The organism is Modestobacter excelsi (assembly GCF_005930495.1).
In the GTDB taxonomy this organism is placed as follows: Bacteria; Actinomycetota; Actinomycetes; order Mycobacteriales; family Geodermatophilaceae; genus Modestobacter; species Modestobacter excelsi.
The window spans coordinates 117,654-137,823 of sequence record NZ_SJEX01000003.1 but is presented as its reverse complement, the minus strand read 5'-3'; the positions used below and the strand labels follow the sequence as shown (position 1 = coordinate 137,823).

At 74.0% G+C, this 20,170-nt stretch carries 13 protein-coding genes; 5 read left to right on the top strand and 8 right to left on the bottom strand.

The features are described from left to right. Positions 1 to 26 precede the first annotated feature (26 nt). From FHL80_RS02395 to FHL80_RS02380, 4 genes are all read left to right on the top strand, one after another. On the top strand, positions 27 to 1,295 hold the full coding sequence (locus tag FHL80_RS02395) for a cytochrome P450 (RefSeq protein ID WP_216870359.1): 1,269 nt from the start codon (positions 27 to 29) through the stop codon (positions 1,293 to 1,295). A 139-nt stretch (positions 1,296 to 1,434) separates the two neighbouring features. Then, complete coding sequence (locus FHL80_RS02390; protein ID WP_138731866.1) at positions 1,435 to 1,965, top strand: hypothetical protein; 531 nt, start codon at positions 1,435 to 1,437, stop codon at positions 1,963 to 1,965. Beyond that, complete coding sequence (locus tag FHL80_RS25170) at positions 1,962 to 2,600, top strand: hypothetical protein (RefSeq protein WP_216870358.1); 639 nt, start codon at positions 1,962 to 1,964, stop codon at positions 2,598 to 2,600. The genes FHL80_RS02390 and FHL80_RS25170 overlap by 4 nt, the downstream gene beginning before the upstream one ends. Before the next feature lie 3 nt (positions 2,601 to 2,603). Further along, positions 2,604 to 3,998, top strand: a complete 1,395-nt coding sequence (locus FHL80_RS02380; RefSeq protein WP_138731865.1) for a Dyp-type peroxidase — start codon at positions 2,604 to 2,606, stop codon at positions 3,996 to 3,998. Positions 3,999 to 4,566: 568 nt separating this feature from the next. On the opposite strand, the gene FHL80_RS02375 is transcribed toward FHL80_RS02380, so the two are convergent. Then, positions 4,567 to 5,343, bottom strand: a complete 777-nt coding sequence (locus tag FHL80_RS02375) for an AfsR/SARP family transcriptional regulator (RefSeq protein ID WP_138731864.1) — start codon at positions 5,341 to 5,343, stop codon at positions 4,567 to 4,569. Between the two features lie 270 nt (positions 5,344 to 5,613). Further along, positions 5,614 to 6,444, bottom strand: a complete 831-nt coding sequence (locus tag FHL80_RS02370) for an alpha/beta fold hydrolase (protein ID WP_246078403.1) — start codon at positions 6,442 to 6,444, stop codon at positions 5,614 to 5,616. A gap of 103 nt (positions 6,445 to 6,547) precedes the next feature. On the opposite strand from FHL80_RS02370, the gene FHL80_RS02365 reads away from it, so the two are divergent. Then, positions 6,548 to 8,290, top strand: a complete 1,743-nt coding sequence (locus tag FHL80_RS02365; protein ID WP_246078402.1) for a PHA/PHB synthase family protein — start codon at positions 6,548 to 6,550, stop codon at positions 8,288 to 8,290. A gap of 4 nt (positions 8,291 to 8,294) precedes the next feature. Here the strand turns inward: FHL80_RS02365 and FHL80_RS02360 are convergent, their stop codons facing one another. From FHL80_RS02360 to FHL80_RS26645, 6 genes are all read right to left on the bottom strand, one after another. Continuing rightward, positions 8,295 to 9,140, bottom strand: a complete 846-nt coding sequence (locus FHL80_RS02360; RefSeq protein ID WP_138731863.1) for an alpha/beta fold hydrolase — start codon at positions 9,138 to 9,140, stop codon at positions 8,295 to 8,297. Positions 9,141 to 9,151: 11 nt separating this feature from the next. Then, positions 9,152 to 11,107, bottom strand: a complete 1,956-nt coding sequence (locus tag FHL80_RS02355) for a 3-oxoacyl-ACP synthase III family protein (RefSeq protein WP_138731862.1) — start codon at positions 11,105 to 11,107, stop codon at positions 9,152 to 9,154. Positions 11,108 to 11,144: 37 nt separating this feature from the next. Then, complete coding sequence (locus FHL80_RS02350; protein ID WP_138731861.1) at positions 11,145 to 16,643, bottom strand: ATP-binding protein; 5,499 nt, start codon at positions 16,641 to 16,643, stop codon at positions 11,145 to 11,147. A 55-nt stretch (positions 16,644 to 16,698) separates the two neighbouring features. Continuing rightward, the gene (gene fabG / locus FHL80_RS02345) at positions 16,699 to 17,514 is read right to left on the bottom strand and encodes a 3-oxoacyl-ACP reductase FabG (RefSeq protein WP_138731860.1); all 816 of its coding nucleotides are present in this window, start codon (positions 17,512 to 17,514) and stop codon (positions 16,699 to 16,701) included. Positions 17,515 to 17,678: 164 nt separating this feature from the next. Next, positions 17,679 to 18,857 carry a YbfB/YjiJ family MFS transporter gene (locus FHL80_RS02340; RefSeq protein WP_216870357.1) on the bottom strand — a complete coding sequence of 393 codons (1,179 nt, stop codon included), beginning with the start codon at positions 18,855 to 18,857 and terminating at the stop codon, positions 17,679 to 17,681. A 142-nt stretch (positions 18,858 to 18,999) separates the two neighbouring features. Then, positions 19,000 to 19,986 (bottom strand): collagen-like domain-containing protein, encoded by a 987-nt coding sequence (locus FHL80_RS26645; RefSeq protein WP_138731858.1) that lies wholly within the window; start codon positions 19,984 to 19,986, stop codon positions 19,000 to 19,002. Positions 19,987 to 20,170 lie beyond the last annotated feature (184 nt).

Below are 20,170 nucleotides of genomic sequence, written 5' to 3'. Positions count from 1 at the left end.
ACCGGATGGACGGCGACCGACGGGCGGTGACCTCTGTGCAGGTGTCCCGGGAAGGGCCCGACGCTCCGCCCCCGCTCCTCGTCGACGAGATCCGGCGGCACGTCGCCGTCCGGTTGGCGGGAGTGCTGAGCTGGAACCGGGTGGCCGGCCTCGGAGCCGTGCGTCGGCGCCGGCCCCTGACGGGTGTCGGTCGGTCCCTGGTGGTGGTCACCCGGCAGGACGACGTCGACGAGGTGCTCGACCGCACCGAGGTCTTCGCCTTCCCCTACGCACACCACCTCCCGGGCGAGTTCCTCCTCGGGTCCGGGCCGGTCGAGCACCGGCGGCAACGCGCCGAGCTCGACGCGGTGCTGCGCTGCGAGGACGCCGACCGCCTGCGGCGGATGGCCGCGGACGAGGCGGAGACGCAGGTCGAGCGCGCGCACCGCGCCGGGCGCATGGACGTCGTCAGCGGGTTGGTACAGCCGGTCCTCGACGTCGTCCTCGACGACTACGTCGGCACACCCGGTCCGGACCCCGAGATCCGCCGGCAGTGGGCCCGGGATCTCTTCGAGCACATCTTCCTCAACCGCGGGGAGATCCCGCTGGTGGCGCAGCGGGCCGAGGTGGCGGGGCGGCAGATGGACGCGCACCTCGCCTCGCTCATGGTCGAGATCCGGAAGGACCCCGGTGGACCGGACACCCTGCTGCGGCGCCTGGTCGAGCGGGAGGGGTCCGGCCACGACTGCGCCCTGGACGACGCCGAGATCCGCGGCAACGTCATCGGGATGGCCATCGGCTGGCTGTGGCACGGCGCGCGAGCGGCCGTGCTCGGTCTCGACGGGCTGCTCACCCGTCCTCGCGCCCTGGAGCTGGCACGGGAGGCCGCGCGGGACGGCGACCTGGAGCAGCTGCGCCGCCTGCTGTGGGAGGTCTTCCGGTTCCGGCCCGTCCAGCCGCGGCTGCCACGCCGGTGCACGGCCGAGACGATGCTGGCCGAGGGCACCCCGCGGGCCCTGCGGGTGCGCACCGGCGCCGCGGTCTTCGTGGGCACCCACTCGGCGATGTGGGACGAGACCGCCGTCCCCGATCCGGAGGACTTCGACGCCACCCGGGACCGGACGCAGTACCGGGTCTTCGGGGGCGGTCCGCACCGGTGCCCCGGGGAGGACGTCATGGGCGTCCAACTGCCGGCGCTCCTGGCGCCGCTCCTCCGCTCGGACGGGTTGCGACGGGTGCCCGGGTCCGCCGGATGCACCCGCTGGGACGGCCTGTACCCCCGGCACCTCGCCGTCGACCTCGGCGAGGGGAGGTAGCGCCGTGAGGTACCGGTCGTTCCCGACCCCGGGCCGGGCCGCTGTCACGGTCCGGGGGCAGCAGGCGCCGTCCCGGGAGGCCGGGGCGGGGACACCACCGACTGCGGTCCTGCGGCCCGACACCGCCGGGCGTGCGGGGATGATCACCGTCCTGACCGCGCTGAAGCCCCTCGGTGGGCCGTGGCTGCGGGCCCTGTTCGCCCTGACCCGACACGTACCCGGGCTCACCGGGCTCGGCCCGCTCAAGTCGGTCCACTTCATCCGCTGGACCGTCCTCGCCTCGCTGCCCTACAACGGCCCACCGCAGGTCCGCGAGCGGCTGCCGCACCGGCTCCTGCTCTGGGAGACCGTCTACAGCGCGCCGACGGAGCCCTACGTCGAGACCTTCGTGCACGGGGTCGGCGACAAGGTCCGGAACATCTGGTCGACGTCCCACGGATTCCCCGGCACCCGGTCGGTCACCGGGCTGGCGGGCTACATCGGCGAGCTGAGCATCACGGGCGCCCACTGCTGGTCCGCGCACCCCGGAGCCACGGTCCGCACGACCCTCTCGGCGCTCGACGTGGCGAAGGAGCACCAGTACCTCGTCCGGGCCGCCCGGAACACCAGCCCCACCGAGTTCGCGGTGATCTACCGCGGCTTCCTCGACCGACGCCAGGGGGACCTGTGAACGTCACCTGGCCGGCCACCCCGATGACCGTGCTGACACCGGTGGTCCCCGGTCGGGAGCAGGCGCTCCGGGAGTCCCTGGAACGGCTCTCGGGACTCGGGGCGCCGCCCTTCGGCCGGGTGGCCGAGACCCACTTCGCCCGGTGGGTCGTGGTGTCCGGGGCGCCCTGGCGGTACCGGGGTCTCCCTCGCCGGACCCGGCCGCTGCGCATGCAGTACCTGCTCTTCACCAGCACCGCCAACCGCCCACCCGAGCAGCACGTGGAAGACCTCCGAACCGGACTCCGGGGGGACGCCGACGCGGCTTGGGGTCACTGCGTCGGCTATCCGGGGTACCAGCAGCCCGCCGGCTTCCGACGCTACCTGCTGCACAACCGGCTCCCGACCCACCGGTGGTTCGCCGCGTACGACGCCACGGTGCAGGAGGTCGGCGACGCCCTCGACCTCCGACGCCGGCACACCCGGTTCGCCGTGCGCATGCAGGAGGTCGACGACCTGGGCCTGCAGAAGGCCTTCCTCAGCGAGTTCGGGGATGCCGAGCTCCCGGATGCCGAGCTCCCGGATGCCGAGCTCCCGGATGCCGAGCTCCCGGATGCCGAGCTCCTGGATACCGAGCTCCTGGATGACGGGACCTGAGCGATGGGGACAGGCCTCGAGCTGAACGACGTCCAGGGGAACATCCTCAACGGTTACGGCTTCGGCCACGCCGTCCACCTGCTGCTCCACGGGGAGACCCCGGCGGCCGTCCAGCAGTGCCTCGGAGAGCTCGGGGGACGCGTGACGACGGCGGCCCGCTGGCCCGAGGGCGAATGCCCGCGCGCCACCCTCAACGTCGCGATCAGCTACCACGGCTTCGAGCGGATGGGGCTCCGGCGACCTCTGCTGGACCGCTTCCCCGAGGCGTTCCGCGTCAGGACCCGCGAACGGGCCCCCGACCTCGGCGACGTCGGGCCCAGTGGCCCCGAGTACTGGGACGAGCACCTCGGCAGCGGCGCCGTGCACCTGGTGCTCAGCGCCTCTGCGCGGGAGCGGGACGACCTGGCGGAGGCGCGGCGGCAGCTGCGCGAGGAGATCGGGGCGATCCCCGGCCTGGGGGTCGTCGCCGAGCAGGAGACCCACGCCCTGCCGCACCGGCGGGAGCACTTCGGCTACGCCGACGGGTTCTCCCAGCCCGACGTCGAGGGCGTCGACCGGCCCAGCAGCCACCGGGCTCCGGAGGACAGCGGGGTCGGCGTCCCTCTCCCGGACGGCGGGTGGCGGCCCGTCAGGCTCGGGGAGTTCCTGCTCGGCCATCTGGACGAGGACGGCCGGGTCGACTCCGAGCCCGACCCGGACCTCGTCGGCAACGGCACCTACGTCGTCTACCGCAAGCTCGAGCAGGACGTGCGTCTCTTCCGGGACGTCCTCGCCGAGGCCGCGCGCCGGACGGGCCTGCCGGAGGAGCTCGTCGCCGCGAAGGTCATGGGCCGCTGGCGGGACGGGACCCCGCTGGCCACCCAGCCCGCCCGGAGCGACCCGGGCCAGCTCGACGACGTCGCGACCGACCAGCCGGGCAACGACTTCCGGTACCTGCCGGACGACCGCGAGGGCCACCGCTGTCCGCTGGGCGCCCACGTCCGCCGGGTCAACCCCCGGGACGCGCTCGACTTCGGCGGTGCGGTCCGCTCCAGCGGCCGGCTGACGGCGCGGCACCGGATCATCCGCCGGGGCATGCCCTACGAGGACCCGCCCGGCCCGGACGGCGACGCGCGCCGGGGGTTGCTGTTCGTCTGCTACAACGCCGACATCGCCCGCCAGTTCGAGACCATCCAGGCGCACTGGTGCAACGACGGCGACACCTTCGGGCTCGGGGACGACCGCGACTGGTTCATCGGTGGCGCCGGAGGCAGCGGGAAGATGACCATCCCGACCCGCGACGGCCGCCCGAGGTTCGTCGAGGTCCACCCCGACCTGGTCGTCACCCGGGGCACCGAGTACCTGTTCGCGCCCGGGATGCGCGCGCTCCGGGGACTGGCGGAGGGCGCCTTCGGCTAGTGGTGCACGAGGACGGGGAACCGAGACGCCCCGACCCGGTGCCCGTCACGCGCCCGGCTCACTCCGTGCGGTCCCGGCCGGACGTCCGCTGCTCGCTCGCGGTCGCGCCCGCGACGAAGGCCCACAGGGCGGTCAGGATCTGCGGCAACGCGATCAGCCACCGGTCCTCACCGGCCGTCAGGCCGCGTGGACGAGGAACACGACGGAGGCGCTCCACCGGAAGACCGGGCTGTCGACGGCTCTGCCGTGAGCGCGCCGGCAAGCGGCGCGCCCGCCTCGGCTCCCGACGCGTCCGCGATCACCGCTCGTTGCACCGGCCGTCCACGGGCTCGAACCGGCCCCCGCAGGTCGAGCCGTAGGCCTCGTGATCCGATCCCACCGGACTGATCGGTACAGACCGTCACAGGCGTACGGGTCTCCGTCGCTGGACCCCGTGCCAGCTGGTCGAGCAGCGCGATCCAGGCGTCGATCGAGCCGTCGGCACGGTCCGTCGCCAGCGCGGTCGCCTCGTCGTGCGACGCCTCCGGACTGCCTCCGCAGGCACGGAGGCTGTCCCCACCGACCTCGCTCACCGGATCCCTGCGGCGCCGACGGGAACCAGTCGGTCACGGTGGATCGGGACCACGGTGGGGCCCACCAGCCGACGACCGGCCCCGGCGAGCAACGCCTCCATCCGCGGAGAGGGGGACACGCCCAGCTCTGCGGCGAGGACCACCCGGAACGACTCGTACGCGCGGACGGCCTCGACCAGGTTGCCCTCCGCCAGGTGGATGCGGACCAACGTCCGGTGCGCGGTCTCCCTCAGCGGCTCGACCTGGACGGCGTTGTGGGCGGCTTCGACCGCCTCTCCGTAGCGCCCGCGACGGGCCAACCCGTCGGCCAGGGCCTCCAGTGCGTAGAGGCGCAGCTGCCGGAGTCGCTCCCGCTCTGGGACCACCCAGTCGTCGTACCAGCCCGGGAGGAGCTCCCCCCGCAGTTCGACGTCCCCCGGCATGCCATCGGGGAGGTCTTGCCGGCGGTCGAGCACGCGCTGCGCCCAGCGGGCTGTCTCCCGGACGTCCACCCGCACGCCCCGCGCCAGGCAGAGGGCGCCCCCGGTCATGTCGACCATGCCGGGTGCTGCCTTCTGCAGCCGCCACAGGGCCGAGCGCAGGCTGCCGTGGGCCTGGTCCTCGGGCACGTCCGGCCACAGCTGACCGGCGACCGCGGCGCGCGCCGGGCGGTGCGCCAGGCCGAGGTAGGCGACCAGCCGCTGCACCCCGCGCGGCAGGTCCACCACCGTCTCATCTCGCAGTCCCAGCCCGAACCCCCCGAGCAGGGCCACACGCGCAGGTCCGACGTCCACGGCTCGTCTCCCTCGGTGCCCCGGTGCTGTGCGCAGCACCTCCCTGGCTACCGGAGGACCACACGACCCCGGTTGATACCGCGGGGTGCGGCGCCGTCAGCGCGGCGCTGCCCCGGTCGTACGGGGGCGGTCGTGCTGACACCGGCGGAGTCGCCACAGCGCCGAGCGCAGGTTCCGCGCCGCACGGTCGCGAGACCGGCTCGCCGCCGACGCGGGGCAGGGCCGGGAAGCCGGTTCCGCTGTGCCCGTCGACGCCGAGGCGTCGACGGACTAGGCGGCGAGGGTCAGGGGCTCCGCCGGTGCAGCCTCGTCGCGGGCCGTGCCTGCTGCCGCCTCCTCGACCAGCCGCACGATGGTCTCGGGCCGGTCGGACTGGGGAGCGTGGCCGGCCCACAGCAGCGGGGTGAACCGGGACGCCGGGACCAGCGGCAGGTAGCGCACGGTCTGGCCGGAGGAGATCCAGTCCGCCACACCCTGGACCAGCGTGACGGGGCAGTCGATGCGGTCCAGGCCGCGCGGGACGTCGAGCATCAGCCCCCACACCAGGGTCCGCCAGAAGTCACGGGAGTCGGCGAAGCCCTCACGCGCTCCGATGGCCTCCTCCGGCGAGGTGCTCCACGGACGGGCCTTCAGCGGCCCCAGCAGCGCGGCCCGGCCGACCGCCGACCGGGACAGCGGCGCGAACAGTGGCTGCGCCGTCCGCGTGACCAGCCGAGCCGCGGCCATGCCCAGCCCCTGGACGACCCGCTCCGGCGGCACGTTCAGCCCGGACGGCGAGATCGCGACCACCGAGAGGGCGCGGCCGCGGCGGGCCAGCTCCAGCGCGATCCGGGCGCCCAGGGAGTTGCCCAGCACGTGCACCCCACCAACCCCCTCCGCATCGAGCGTGTGCTCGACCGCGTCGGTGAGCGCAGCGACGGTGGGGCGCCGCTCCAGGTGCGCCGACCTGCCGACGCCGGGCAGGTCGACGTTGAGCACGTCGAAGCGCGCGCGCAGCTCGGGGAGGACGGCGGAGAAGTCGCGGCTGGAGCTCCCCATGCCGTGCAGGAGCAGGAGCGGCTCACCGGAGCCCGAACGGGTGAGGAACAGCGGTGCGGTCACCGTCCAGGGATACCCACGGACGGCGGGAACGAGGCCGTGACGTCGGCCACCCGAGCGGCTACCGTCGGGCCTCCGAGTGATGCACGTCACAAAGGAGGCCTCCGTGACGACCACGACGTCGACACCGCGCACCACCCGGTCGGGGACGCCACGTCCCGGTGCCCAACCGCCGGTGCCCGCGGACGAGTCCCAGGCGCTGGCCTCGGTCGAGAGCGCCGAACCGGTCGGTGTCCCCTCCCCGCGCGGCATGGCCCGAGCGGTCCTCTCCACCCTCGCCCAGCCGGGACCCCTCGCGCGGGAGGCCGGCCGCCTGGGGCGGGACGCGGTGCGCATCCTCCGCGGCACCGACGAGATCGCGCCCTCCCCCCGGGACAAGCGCTTCGCCGATCCGGCCTGGTCGACGAACCCCGCCTACCGGCGGCTGGCCCAGTCCTACCTCGCGACGACCGGGTCGCTGAACAGCCTGGTCGACGCCTACGAGGCACGGGGCGCCGACTGGCGCGAGGTGGAGCAGGCGCGGTTCGTCCTCAACGCGTTCACCAGTGCGCTGGCGCCGACCAACACCCTGCTCGGCAACCCGGCCGCCGTGAAACGCGCCTTCGACACCGGCGGGCGCAGCGTCCTGCGCGGCATGCGCAACCTGCTCTCCGACCTCCGGCACAACGGCGGGCTGCCCACCCAGACCGACCGCAGCGCCTTCACCGTCGGCAAGGACCTGGGCATCTCCCCCGGCGCGGTCGTCCACCGTGACGAGGTCATCGAGCTGATCCAGTACACACCGACCACGGCGCAGGTCCGGCAGCGGCCGGTGCTGATCGTGCCGCCCCCGATCGGCCGCTTCTACTTCCTCGACCTGCGCCCGGGGCGCAGCCTCGTGGAGTACGCGGTGAGCCGGGGCCTGCAGGTGTTCATGATCAGCTGGCGCAACCCCACCAAGGAGCAGGCCGGCTGGGGCCTGGACACCTACGCGCAACGCGTCGTCGACGCGATCGGCGTGGCGTCGGAGATCACCGGCTCCCCCGACGTGACGACCCTCGGCCTGTGCGCCGGCGGGCAGGTCATGACGACGGCGCTGAACCACATGGCCGCGACCGGCGACGACCGGGTGCACGCCGCCGGCTACGCGGTGACGCTGCTGGACTTCGCCAACCGGGCGCCGCTCGGCGCCTTCTCCGGCCCCCGCCTGCTGGAGATCGCCCGCCGCAACTCGCGCCGGCGCGGGGTCATCAGCGCCCGCGAGATGGGCTCGGTGTTCAGCTGGATGCGCCCCGACGACCTGATCTTCAACTACCTGGTCAACCAGTGGCTGATGGGCGAGGACCCGCCGGCGTTCGACATCCTGGCCTGGAACGCCGACGGCACGAACCTGCCGGCGCGGCTGCACGAGCAGTTCCTGGAGATCTTCGGGGACAACGCGCTGGTCCGGGCGGGAGCGATGCGCGTCCTCGGCAGCCCGGTGCACCTGAGCCGGATCACCGTCCCCACGTTCGTGACCGGGGCCCTGACCGACCACCTCACCCCGTGGGACGGCTGCTACCGGACGACCCAGCTGCTGTCCGGGCCGAGCACCTTCGTGCTCAGCTACAGCGGCCACATCCAGAGCCTGGTCAACCCGCCGGGCAACCCGAAGGCCCACTACTGGACCGGTGGCGAGCCGGGGCCGGACCCCCACGCGTGGCGCGCGTCGGCCGAGCGGCACACCGGCAGCTGGTGGGAGCCGTGGGCGGAGTGGATGCTCGAGCGGTCCGGCGACGAGGTCCCGGCGCCGGCGGCCCAGGGCAGCGCCGACCACCCGCCGCTGGAGCCGGCCCCCGGCTCCTACGTCCGCGACCGCCGGCCGGCCTGACCCGTCACGAGGCGGGCAGCATCCGCCGCAGCTCCTCGAGCAGCACCCCGGGGTGCTGCAGCGGCAGGAAGTGGGTGCCCGGCAGCTCGCGCAGCCGCGCCCCCGGCAGGCTGCCCGCCGCGCGGCGGACGTCGGCGACGTCGACGAGCGAGTCGTAGCGGCCCGCCACGAAGGTGACCGGGCCGCGCACCGGTGAGATGTCCAGCGGGGCGTGCTCGGCGATGGCGAGGGCCAGGTGGCGGAACCAGCGCCAGTCGTGGCGGGAGAACTCCTGCAGCACCGCACGCAGCGCGCCCGGGTGCGCCATCTCGCTCGCGGGCCCGCGCAGGGCGCCGGGCGACAGCAGCTCGGGCCACGGCGGCAGGCTCGCCGCGATCGGCGGCAGCATCGGGCCGACGGCGAGCAGCAGGGCGCTGCCCCACCGGCCGACCGGGGCGCGCAGTCGGCGGGGCACCCCGTAGGGGGCGAACAGCGAGGAGAACGAGCCGCCCGGCACGCCCGCGACCGCCAGCACGCCCAGCACCCGCTGCGGGTCCTCCAACGCCAGCTCGAAGGCCACGTTGACCCCCAGCGACCAGCCGATCACGGTCGCGGCCGGGACGTCGAAGGCGTCGAGCACCGCCCGGGCGTCGTCGGCGTGGTCCTCCACGCGGACCCGCGCCGGGTCCACCGGCCGCGCCGACCCGGTCAGGCCGCGGTAGGACCAGCTGAGCACCCGGTAGCCGCTGGACCGGCCCACCAGCCCCGGCCACGCCGCCTCCGGCGCGCCCAGCCCGTTGCACAGCAGCACCGGCGGCCCGGCGCCGTCGTTGCACCAGGCGCGCAGGGCGGTGCCGTCCGCGCCGCGCACCGTCCGGGTGCTCAGGTGAACGCCTCGCGCAGCTGCTCCGACGCCGGCTGGGGTTCCTGCGCAGCCGGGGCCGGCGGCTCCTCTGCGACGGCCGACGGGTGGGCGTCCTGGATGTCGACGACCGCGGGGTCGACCCGCATCACGGCGTAGCCGGCGACGGCTCCGGCACCGAAGCCCGGCGCGAAGACCCGGACCGGTGCGGTGATCACGCCGTCCCGGACCGCGTCGTGGATGGCCAGCGGGATGCTCGCCGACGACGCGTTCCCGGTCGTCTCGATGTTGAAGTACAGCTGGTCGGCGGTGAGGCCGGCCCGGTCCGCGAGCTGCAGCACCATCGTCTTGTTGGCCTGGTGCGGCACGATCAGGTCGATGCTGTCCAGCACGGAGCCGGCCCCGCCGTCCGGGGCGGGCAGCGCGCCGATCTCCTCGATCATCTGCGCGAGGTAGCGCCCGGCGAGCGCCTTCACCTGCGGGCCGAACACGGTGATGTTGTTGTCGAACTCGGGGTTGGGCCAGATGATCGAGTTCACCTCGCTCGCCGGGCCGCTGGCGTAGGTCTGCAGGTAGTCGAAGTCAGGGGCCTCCCCCTCGGCGGCCACCCCCACGATCATGGCGGCCGCGCCGTCGGCGAACAGCATGCGCGAGGGGCGGACATTGCCGATCTTGTCCGAGAACTTCTCGGCGCAGACCACCAGGATCGGCCGCTCCACCTCCTGCAGGATGCGCACGGCCTCGGCCAGCCCGTAGGGCATGCCGGCGCAGGCGGCGATGAGGTCGTAGGCGGCGTGGGTCTGGTAGATGCCGAGCTGCCCGCAGAGGTAGGTGGCCAGCGACGGGATCAACCGGGAGCTGGTGCAGGTGCACACGATCACACCACCGATCTCCTCCGGACCACGCCCGGCCTTCTCCAGCGCCGCCTCCGCCGCCTGCAGCGCCAGCTCCTCCAGGCTCAGCGAGGTGTACCGGCGTTCCTCCACACCGGTCTTCTCCTGGATCTCGTCCGCGCTCATCGGTGACCAGTTGTAGGCGGAGTTGCGGACGACGTCGTCGTTCGTGCACACCTGGTCGCCGTGCACGGCCACCAGGCACTCCAGGCGCGGCATCACGGTGAACGCGCGGCGCACGTCCACCGCCGGGAACGGCCGGACCGGCTGCCTCGACTCGCGCGGGCGCGGCGCCTGCCGGGGCGCGACGCCGGCGCGCAGGCGGCGCAGGAAGTCCCGCACCTCGCGGTCGCGGGGGTGGAAGGCGACCACGTAGTCGTCGTCGGAGAGCTGGTCGGCCCGGGCCAGCTCCACCGCCGCCCGGTCCCACGGGTACTGGTTGTGCAGGACCATCGCCCAACGGTGCAACGCCTCGAGCTCGGGCACGTCCTCCCGGCAGTCGAGGATGTCGTCGTACTCGTAGACCGGGTAGTCCGGGTCGTAGTCCGGCAGCCGGAAGGTCAGGTTGCCGGCGTCGGCGAGGAACTCCTCCACCGTCGGCTTGACCGCCGGCAGCGTCGTCGCGTGGTTCTTGCGGTTGCCGAACACGTCGAACAGGACGGCGAAGACCCGGTCCTCGACGTCGGCGTCCCACCGGGCCGGCAGCGTCGGGTAGGCCGACTCGACGGCGGCGACCTTGGTCTCGCCGTCCTCCCACGGCTCGAGCACGGGCAGGAACACGTCGGAGCGGGTCCGCGGCAGGTCCGCCCACCGGGTAGGCCGCTTGTCGTACATGGTGATCGAGAAGCGGTTGGCCCAGAACAGGTTGAGGGCGATGTCCCGCATCAGGGCGTACCGGTCGTCGTAGTCCCCGGTGCGGATCTTCTCCAGGATGTCGGTCCCGCTCGGCGCCTTGGTCTCGAAGTCGCGGCGGATGACGGTGTCGAGCTGGTCCAGGGACTCCATGGTCGAGAAGTCCAGCTGCGGCATGATGCTCGAGGGGAAGACCAGCCGACCGTGTCGGTTCAGCACGAAGGCGTTCACGGGGTTCCTCTCCGATGGTCCTGACGTCGCCGCAGACCTAGGGCAGGTCTGCGCGCTGCATTCCTCGCTCGACGGCCGCGATGAGCCGCGGGCGCAGCTCGGCGGCGGGGACGATGTCGTGCACCGAGCCCATCCGGCGGGCCCGGTCGATGTCGTGGACGGCCTCGAACTCCGCCGCCACCTCGCCCAGCTTCTCCGACCGCACGCCGGCTCGGAGGGTGGCGAGCTCGGCCCGCAGGTGGGCCTGCTCCACCCCCCCGGCGGCGCTGACCGCCGCCTCCAGCTCACGCACCCGCGCATCGGCGGAGGTCCGCTTGTCGACCTCGCGGGTGAAGACCACCGCGGCGGCGGGCGCGCCGCCCAGCACCGAGGCGTAGGAACCCTCGACGGCGAGGACCTCCATGCCCTCGTTGAGCACGCCGGAGAACACGACGAAGGCACCGCCGTGGTACCGGGACACGACGCAGAACACGATCGGGCCGTCGAAGTTGGTGATCGCCCGGCCGATCTCGGCGCCGTACTCCAGCTGCAGCATGCGCAGTGACTCCGGTGACCCGTCGAAGCCGGAGAGGTTGGCCAGCACGACCAGCGGCCGGTTGCCGCTGGCGGCGTTGATCGCCCGCGCGGTCTTCTTCGACGAGCGCGGGAACAGCGTGCCGGCCGTCCACTGGTCCGGGCCGTCGGCCGGATAGCTGCCACGGCGCGGGATCGGCCGGGACTCGATCCCGATCAGCTCGACCGGGTGTCCCCCCAGGTGCGCGTCGAGGACGACCGACGTGTCGGCCTCGGCCATGCCGGCCCACCGCTCCAGGACGGGGTGGTCCTGGTCGCTGACGGCGTGCATGAGGGTGCGGATGTCGAAGGGCTTCTTCCGTTCGGGGTTCGCGGTGGCCGAGAAGATGTCACCGACCGTGGTGAAGTCGCTGGACGGGTGCTGGTGCGGGAAGGACCGCACGTCGCGCTCGCGCGGGTCGTCGGTCTCCGCCGGCCGCGCCCAGCGTTCGCCCGGTGCCACGTAGGCGTGCTCGTAGTGCTGGAACAGCAGCTCGCAGGCCGCCGTCAGGTTCGGTGCCCAGTACTGGGCCTGCCCGTTCGGGCCCATCACCCGGTCGTAGCCGCCGATCCCGAAGTTGTCCTCGGCCGACACCCCGCCGGAGTAGTCCAGCGAGTGCTTGCCGGTGAGCACCATCGCGCTGTCCGGCGTCATGACCAGGATGCCCTTGGTGTGCATGAGCATCGTGGCCTCGGCGTTCCAGTACGGCTGCGCCCCCACGTTGATCCCGGCGACGACGACGTTGATCTCACCGCCGGCCTGGGTGAACGTGATGATGCGGCGCAGGGCCCGGGAGACCCAGTCCATGTTCTCGGTGCCGCTGTCCATCGAGATGCGCGCCCCGGAGGACAGCGCGAACCACTCGACCGGGATGCCGCGCTCCTCGGCGAGGTCGAGGGCGGCGACGACGCGCGCGCACTCCGGCTCGGCCACGGTGCCCAGCGCCTTGGTGGGGTCGCCGAAGAGGATCACCCGGGTCATGCCCTCCGGGTAGCGCTTGGTGGGCGTGCTGACGACGCCGGCGATGATCCCGGCCGTGTTGCGCCCGGCCGGCCGGTCGACGGGCGCCAGGCGGCCCTGCTCGTCGAGGTCGTGCTCCACGAACGTGCCGTCGGGACCGGCCAGCAGCGGGGCGAGCTCGTACGGGTAGACCGCACCCCGGGCGCGCGAGCTCAGCACCTTCTCGGTGTAGTCGTCCAGGACGCGCAGGGGCTCGGTCGGCCGGTCGGTGACCTGCATCTGGACGCCGGTGCCCGGCCGGTAGGAGAAGCGCAGGGCCACCTCGCGCGGCAGACCGCCCGCCTCGTCCTGCAGCCGCGCCAGCAGCACGATCTGGTCGACACCGGAGCCGACCGTGAGCGGCGCGGACAGCCGGGCGAAGGTGGCCACCTCGGACAGCGGCACCTCGATCGACGGCCACGCGTACAGGTGGATCCGGTTGTTCGCCAGCGGCCGTCTCGCCCGGCGCTGCGACTGCCCCTGCCGGAGCCCGTCGAGGCAAGAGGTCAGCAGCCGCTCGATGGTCGGGAAGCCGACGATCTCCCCCGCCTCGTCGCGGAGCGGCGTCAGGTCCCGCACTTCGGCCATGGCGATCAGGCGCTCGTCGTTCGGGTTGTCCTTGGCGACGACGTGCAGCAGGTAGGTGTCCTCGGCGGAGGGCAGACGCTGCCCCTCGAAGTCCTTCAGCCGCCAGAGGTCGAGTCGCTGGGCGGTCAGCGGGTGCATCCCGCGGATGATCCGCTCCTCGGCGAGACCGTCCGGGGACGGACGGAAGGTGACCGCGTCGACGTCGCCGTCCGGCGTGGTCACGGTGACCGTCACCCGGCGGATCGACGGCATCGACGCCACGTCGGCGAGCAGCCGCTGCAGCTCCGCGGCCATCTCGTCCGGGTCGGCCGGGCGGTCCGGCCAGGACAGGTAGAGGTCCACGAGGAGGGTCTGCGGGTCGGTCACGTCGGCCGCCAGCCGCCGGACCCCGGACAGCGCGGTGGGGAGGTCCGCCGCCTTCGCCATCAGGGCGAGCAGGTGCAGCCGCGTGCCGCGCAGGTCGTAGTCCGCGGTCACCGCTGAGTGCCCGTCGAGCAGGGACGACCGGACGTCCTGCAGGCTGCGGCTGCGGTAGTAGCGGCGGGTGAGGACCTCCACGATGGGGTCCGGCTTGCTCGTCGGGCGGACGAAGCGCTGGGCCAGCAGCCGGATCAACGGCTCGGGGCTGGCGACCAGCGCCTCGATCCGGGCCACGTCGTCGCTGGTGCCCCCGCGCGCGTCGGCGTCGTCGAGCTCGGTCAGCAGCCGCTCCGCCTCGTCCAGCACCTCCTGGCGGGCCCGCTGGACCACCGGCTCCTCGAAGTAGCGGTACCGCACCGCCCGGGCGAGGTCACCCACCGACGGGTAGCGCAGCTGCGTCGCGCCGATGAGCCGGTCGAGCACCTCGGCGATCTCCGACCGTGCGGCATCCGACGGCGGGAGGCCGACCGTCAGCCAGCGGTCGAGGAGCGCGAGGACGGCGGGCAGCTGGTCGCCGATGCGCTGCTGGGCCAGGAAGACCCGGTACACCGCGGCCTGGAGGGCCGGACCCGGCTCGAGGTCCTCGCCGACGCCGTAGTGGGCGAGCGCCCGGCGCAGCCGTCCGCGGAAGCTCTCCGGCAGCGCCTCCCGCTCCACGTCGAGGGAGTGCAGGTAGGCGTGGAAGTGCTCGCGGGGGCTGTGGACCTGCTGGTCGGCCTCCTCCTCCTCGCTGGCCGGGCGGTTGCGGGACAGGTCGCACAGGTCCGCGAACGTGGTGAGACCTGCCAGCTCGGCGTGCAGCAGCTCCGGATCGTCCGGCGGGAGCTCGGTCCGGGCACTGCGGTATGCCGCCACGAGGTCCTTGCCGTGGCCCGCACCGATGTCGTACCCGGTGATCAGCGACCGGAGCGCCGCCAGCAGCGACAGCGCCCGGTCCCGGGGACCGCCGGCGGCCGTGCCCGAGCTCTCCGGCAGGGCGATCCGCTCGCCGGACGCCTCCTCGACGTCGCCGCCGGCCTGCTCGACGACGAGCAGCGGGGCGCCGGCGTCGACCTGGGCGTTGGCGGCGGCGCGGACCTCCCGGACCCGGCCGGCGAACGGTGCCCGGACCGCCGTCTCCATCTTCATGCTCTCCAGCACGAGGAGCGTCTGGCCTGCCTCGACCTCCTGGCCGGCGGACACCCGCACGGCCACGACGACCGCGGGTGCCGGGGCGCGCACCACCCCGCCCACGTCGGTGGAGATCCGGTGGGTGACGCCGTCGACCTCGACGAGGTGGGAACCGGTGCCCTGGACCGCGACGACCGAGAACCGGTCTTCCCCCACCGTCAGCCGGCTCTCCAGCTCGCTCAGCCGGTCCACGTCCACGTCCACGGACCGGTCGTCGAGCTCGACCCGGTAGCGGTCGGGCCCCACCCTCGCCACGCTCAGCCGGTACGCCTGGCCCCGGTACCCCAGCTCCACGACCCGGCCCACCTCGTGCGGGGCCCGCGGCCGGCCGCCCCGCGCGGAGGCGAGGAAGGCGGTCAGCTCGCGGGCCTCCTCCGCGTCCGCGACGTCGATGGCCACCCGGACCAGGGCCAGCCAGGCGTCGCCGGCGGTCTCGACGCGGCTCCCGGCGCCCGTGCGGTCCAGCCAGCCGGTGTCGGCGGTCCCCTCCGCCACCTCGGGCCGGTCCAGCAGGTCGAGCAGGAAGGACTTCGTGGTGGTGCCCCCGCGCAGCACGACGGTGGTCTCCCGCAGGGCGCAGCGGAGGCGGGCGAGCGCCTCGGGCCGGTCCCGGCCCCAGGCGATGACCTTGGCGATCATGGAGTCGTAGAGCGGCGGGATGACGTCACCGACGCCGATCCCGGTGTCCACCCGGACGCCTGGGCCGGTCGGCAGCCGCATGAGCACGACCCGGCCGGGGGCGGGCGCGAAGCCCTGTTCGGCGTCCTCCGCGTTGAGCCGGGCCTCGATCGCGTGGCCGGACGGTGCAGGTGGGTCGCCCTCGAGCCGGCCGCCGGCGGCGACGTGCAGCTGCAGCTTCACGATGTCCAGGCCGGTGGTCTCCTCGGTGACGGGGTGCTCCACCTGCAGCCGCGTGTTCACCTCGAGGAAGGTGAACAGCTCCTCCTGCGGCTGGTACAGGAACTCGACGGTGCCCGCGCCGACGTAGCCGGCCGCCTTCACCAGCTCGATGGAGGACTCCCGCAGCGACCGGTCCTGCTCCGGGCTGAGGGCCGGCGAGCTGGACTCCTCCAGGACCTTCTGGTTGCGCCGCTGCACCGAGCAGTCGCGGACCCCGAGCGCCCACGCCGTGCCGTGCTGATCGGCGATGACCTGCACCTCGACGTGCCGACCACCCTCCACCAGGCGCTCCATGAAGACGGTCGGGTCGCCGAAGGTGCGCCCCGCCTCCGCCTGCGTGCGGGTGAGCGCCTCCTCCAGCTCGGCCTCGGACCGGACGATCCGGATGCCCCGGCCGCCGCCGCCGCTCCGGGACTTGACGATGAGCGGGTAGCCGATGACCGCCGCGTGCCGGCGGCCGTCCTCAACGCCCTCCACCGGGCCGCCGCTCCACGGCGCGACCGGCACGCCGGCCTGCTCCGCGAGCACCTTGGCCTCGATCTTCGCGCCGAGGAGCCGCATGGCCTCGGGTGGCGGCCCGATGAAGGCGACCCCCAGCGAGGCGCACAGCTCGGCGAACGCCGGGTCCTCGGCGACGAAACCCCAGCCCACCCAGGCGGCGTCGGCGCGGCTGGCCCGCAGCGCCCGGGCGAGCTCGTCGTGGTCGAGGTAGGGGTTGCCGGCCCCCGTCTCGCGCAGCAGCACGCCCTCGTCGGCGGCGCGGACGAACGTCGCCCGGCGCTCGGCCTCGGTGTGCAGGGCGATGACCCGGGTGCGCGATCCGTGCTCGGCGTTGAGCTCGCGGACGGCACGGGTCAGCCGCATGGCCGGCTCGCCCCGGTTGATCACGGCGATGCGGTCGAACACCCGGCACCTCTCCCTCTCGGTGGTCTTCCGTCGTCGACGGGCGTGCGGCCGGGCTCTACATGTCCAGGCCGCCGTTGACCCCCCACACCTGGCCGGTGATGTAGGACGAGGCGTCGGCGGCGAGGAAGTGCACGACCCGGGCGACCTCTTCCGGCTGCCCGAGCCGGCCGAGCGGGATCTTCGCCCGCAACCCGGCGAGCACCTTGTCCGGTACGGCGTCCAGCATCTCGGTGGCGGTGTAGCCCGGGGTCACGGCGTTGACGGTGATGCCGATGCCGTCGGTGGCGCCCGCGCGCTGCAGCTGCATGGCGGCTTCCCGGGCGAGGGTCTTGGTCAGCCCGAACAGCCCCGACTTGGCCGAGGCGTAGTTGACCTGCCCGATCCCACCCGTCTCGCCGATCACCGACGAGATCATCACGATCCGCCCGCTGCCCCGCTCCAGCATGTGCGCCAGCGCGGCCTGCGACAGGTAGAAGGCGCCGGACAGGTTGACGTCGATCACCCGGCTCCAGTCGGTGTCGCCCATCTTGGCCACCGTCCGGTCGACGGTGATCCCGGCGTTGTTGACCAGGATGTCCAACCGGCCGTGCTGGTCGATGACCTCGGCGACACACCGCCGGCAGTCGTCCGCCGAACCGATGTCACCACGGTGGAGCGACACCTTGCTGTCGGGGTGGGTGACGGTGGTGTCCTGGGCGAACTTCTCGGCCGCCTCCTGGTTCCCGCTGTAGCCGGCCGCGATCTCGGCGCCCTGCGCGGCGAGACTGCGGCAGATGGCGGCACCGATCCCCCGGGTCCCCCCGGTCACGAAGGCCACCCGGCCGAGCAGCTTGTCGCCGGTCCTGGCCGTCTGCTCCTGGGTGTCTGTCACGGGGTCCTCCTCTGGAGAGGGCGCGCACGCCTCGGTCCGGGACCGGAGCCGGCGTTCCTCTCGGCGCCGCCTGCTCCGGTATCGGGTGCGGGGAAGCATCCTGCGGATCCGGCGCGCTGGCAAACGCGGACGGTGCGGGACCGGGTTGCGCGGCACGACGACGGTCAGGACGCCTCGGGCGCCGTCCCGAGGGAGGGGGCGGCGGTGCCCCTCCGGGGCAGCGTGGCGGACGCGACAGCCGCCCCGAGCGCGGCGGCAGCAGCGACCAGGAACGCGGTCGAGAAGCTGCCCGTGCGGTCGGCGATCCACCCGCCGAGCTGGGGACCCACCAGCTGGGCCAGCCCGAAGACGAGGGTGACCGCCCCGAACGCCGCGGCGAACCGGCGGGGGTCGAGCGTGTCGGCGAGGTGGGCGGCGAGCACCGCCGGTGCCCCGGACATCGCCAGACCGAACAGCAGGGCGGAGAACGCCGCCCACGGCTCGGCGCCGACCGGGACGAGCAGGATCGCCACGGTCATGCCCGCGTAGGCCCACATCATGGCCGCCCGCCTCCCCACGGCGTCCGACCAGCGTCCGAGCAGGATCCCGCCGGCCGTGATGCACACCCCGGTGAGGGCGAACACCGCCGAGGCGTGCCCGGAGCTGAAGCCGGCGTCGTCCTCGTACGCGGCGACCAGGAAGGTCATGTAGATCGCGATCGCCAGTCCGTAGCCGCCGTAGGAGAGCGTCGAGCCGATCCAGCCGGGCACCGCCCGCAGCGCGGACACGCGCACCGGGCCGGAGACCGGGAAGACCGCCGGGCGCAGCCAGCGCGCCGCTGCCACGGCGACGAGCGCGGAGACCACCGCCTCGATCCCCCACACCGGGCGCCAGGCGTCGGGGCCGGCGACGGCGTGGACGACGGCGGTCAGGCCGCTGCTGGCGACCACCCCGAGGCCGACGCCGCTGCCGGTCAGCCCGATGGCGAGGCCGCGCCGGGCGACGGGGACGGCGGAGCCGGCGATGCCGGGGGCCGGCACCCAGATCAGCGCCCCGCCGAACCCGGCCAGCACCATCCCCGCCACCAGGACCGGCACGGACGGCGCCAGCGCGAGGACCGACACCCCGGTCGTGGTGGACAACAGGCCCAGTCGTACCGACGTCGCCGGTGCCGTGCGGCCGGCGGTGAGGCTGACGAGCAGGGCTCCACCGAGGTACGCGGTCAGGTTCAGCGTGCCGAGCAGCCCAGCGAGGGTGTAGGAGTGCACGAGGTCGGCGTTGACGGCCGGCAGGAGCAGCGCGTACCCGAAGCGCCCGAAGCCCTGGGCCACCCCTGCTGCCAGCACCAGGATCGGGATGAGCACCCGTGGTCCAGCCGGGGACCTGTTCCGCCCCGCCATGCGGACCCCGGCAGAGCGCACCGACGAAGGGTAGACCTGCCCGGACGGCGAAGGGCGCCCCGTACCGACTCAGCGGTACGAGGCGCCCTTCATGCCTTCAGTGCTGTCAGGCGATGGAGCGCACGTTGGACCGGTCGGCGACCGTCTGCTCGTCGCCCCCGGCCTCGGTGTCGACGATGGCGCGCAGGAACAGCCCGCCCTGCAGCTTGACCAGCCGCGATGTCAGCGTCGTCAGGTACCGGACCCCGACCCGCGGGTCGAGCAGGGTGCGCGGCGAGAGGTCCAGCGCCGCGTGCTTGACCTTGGCCGCGAGCTCGGCGGTGCTGGGCTGGTGGAGCCAGGCGGGACCGGAGGCCCCCTGCGGACCCTGCACGCCGGGCAGACCGACCGGGCCGGCCGGGCCGGGCTGGCCCTGGACGCCCTGCGGCCCCTGGAGGCCGCGGACGCCGGACTCGCCCTGCTCACCGAGCACGCCCTGCAGGCCCTGCAGACCGCGCAGGCCCTGCTCGCCGGTCTCCCCGATCACGCCACGCTGACCCTGGGCGCCCCGAAGGCCCTGCTCGCCCACCGGCCCCTGCTCGCCGGGCAGGCCCCGCTCGCCGGCGGGACCCTGCTGACCCTGCTCGCCGCGCAACCCGGGCTGGCCCTGCGGACCGGCCTCGCCGGGCCGACCGGTCGAGCCGGGGAGGCCCTGCTCACCCTGCGGGCCGGTCGCGCCCTCGGGGCCCTGCAGGCCCTTGTCGCCCTGCGGCCCCTGCTCGCCCGGCAGACCGATCGGACCCTTGGGGCCGCGCTCACCGACCGGGCCGACCGGACCGGTCGGGCCGGTGTCGCCCTGCTTGCCCACCGGGCCGACAGGACCGGTCGGGCCGGTGTCGCCCGGCTTGCCGACGGCACCGACCGGGCCGCGGGGCCCCTTCTCGCCGGGCTCGCCCGCCGCGCCGACCGGGCCGCGGGGCCCCTTGTCACCGGGCTCGCCCGGAGCGCCGACGGGACCGGTCGGGCCCTTGGGGCCGCGGTCGCCCTCCGCGACGGCAACGTCGACGGGGACGTCGACGGTCTCGGTGTTCGTGGTGGTCTTCGACTGTGCCATGTGGACCTGGCCTCTCATGGACGGCGGGCAGCGTCGCTGGATCGGCTGCCTGGGGGGTGTGGATCGTCTCGGCCTCTCGCTGGACCGATCGACATCGCAGTGCCGGTATCGAGCGTGCGTCGGTCCGGAGACCCACATCAGTCTGTATGCCCACTGCTAGCGGAAGCAAGCGTTTTGCTAGCAG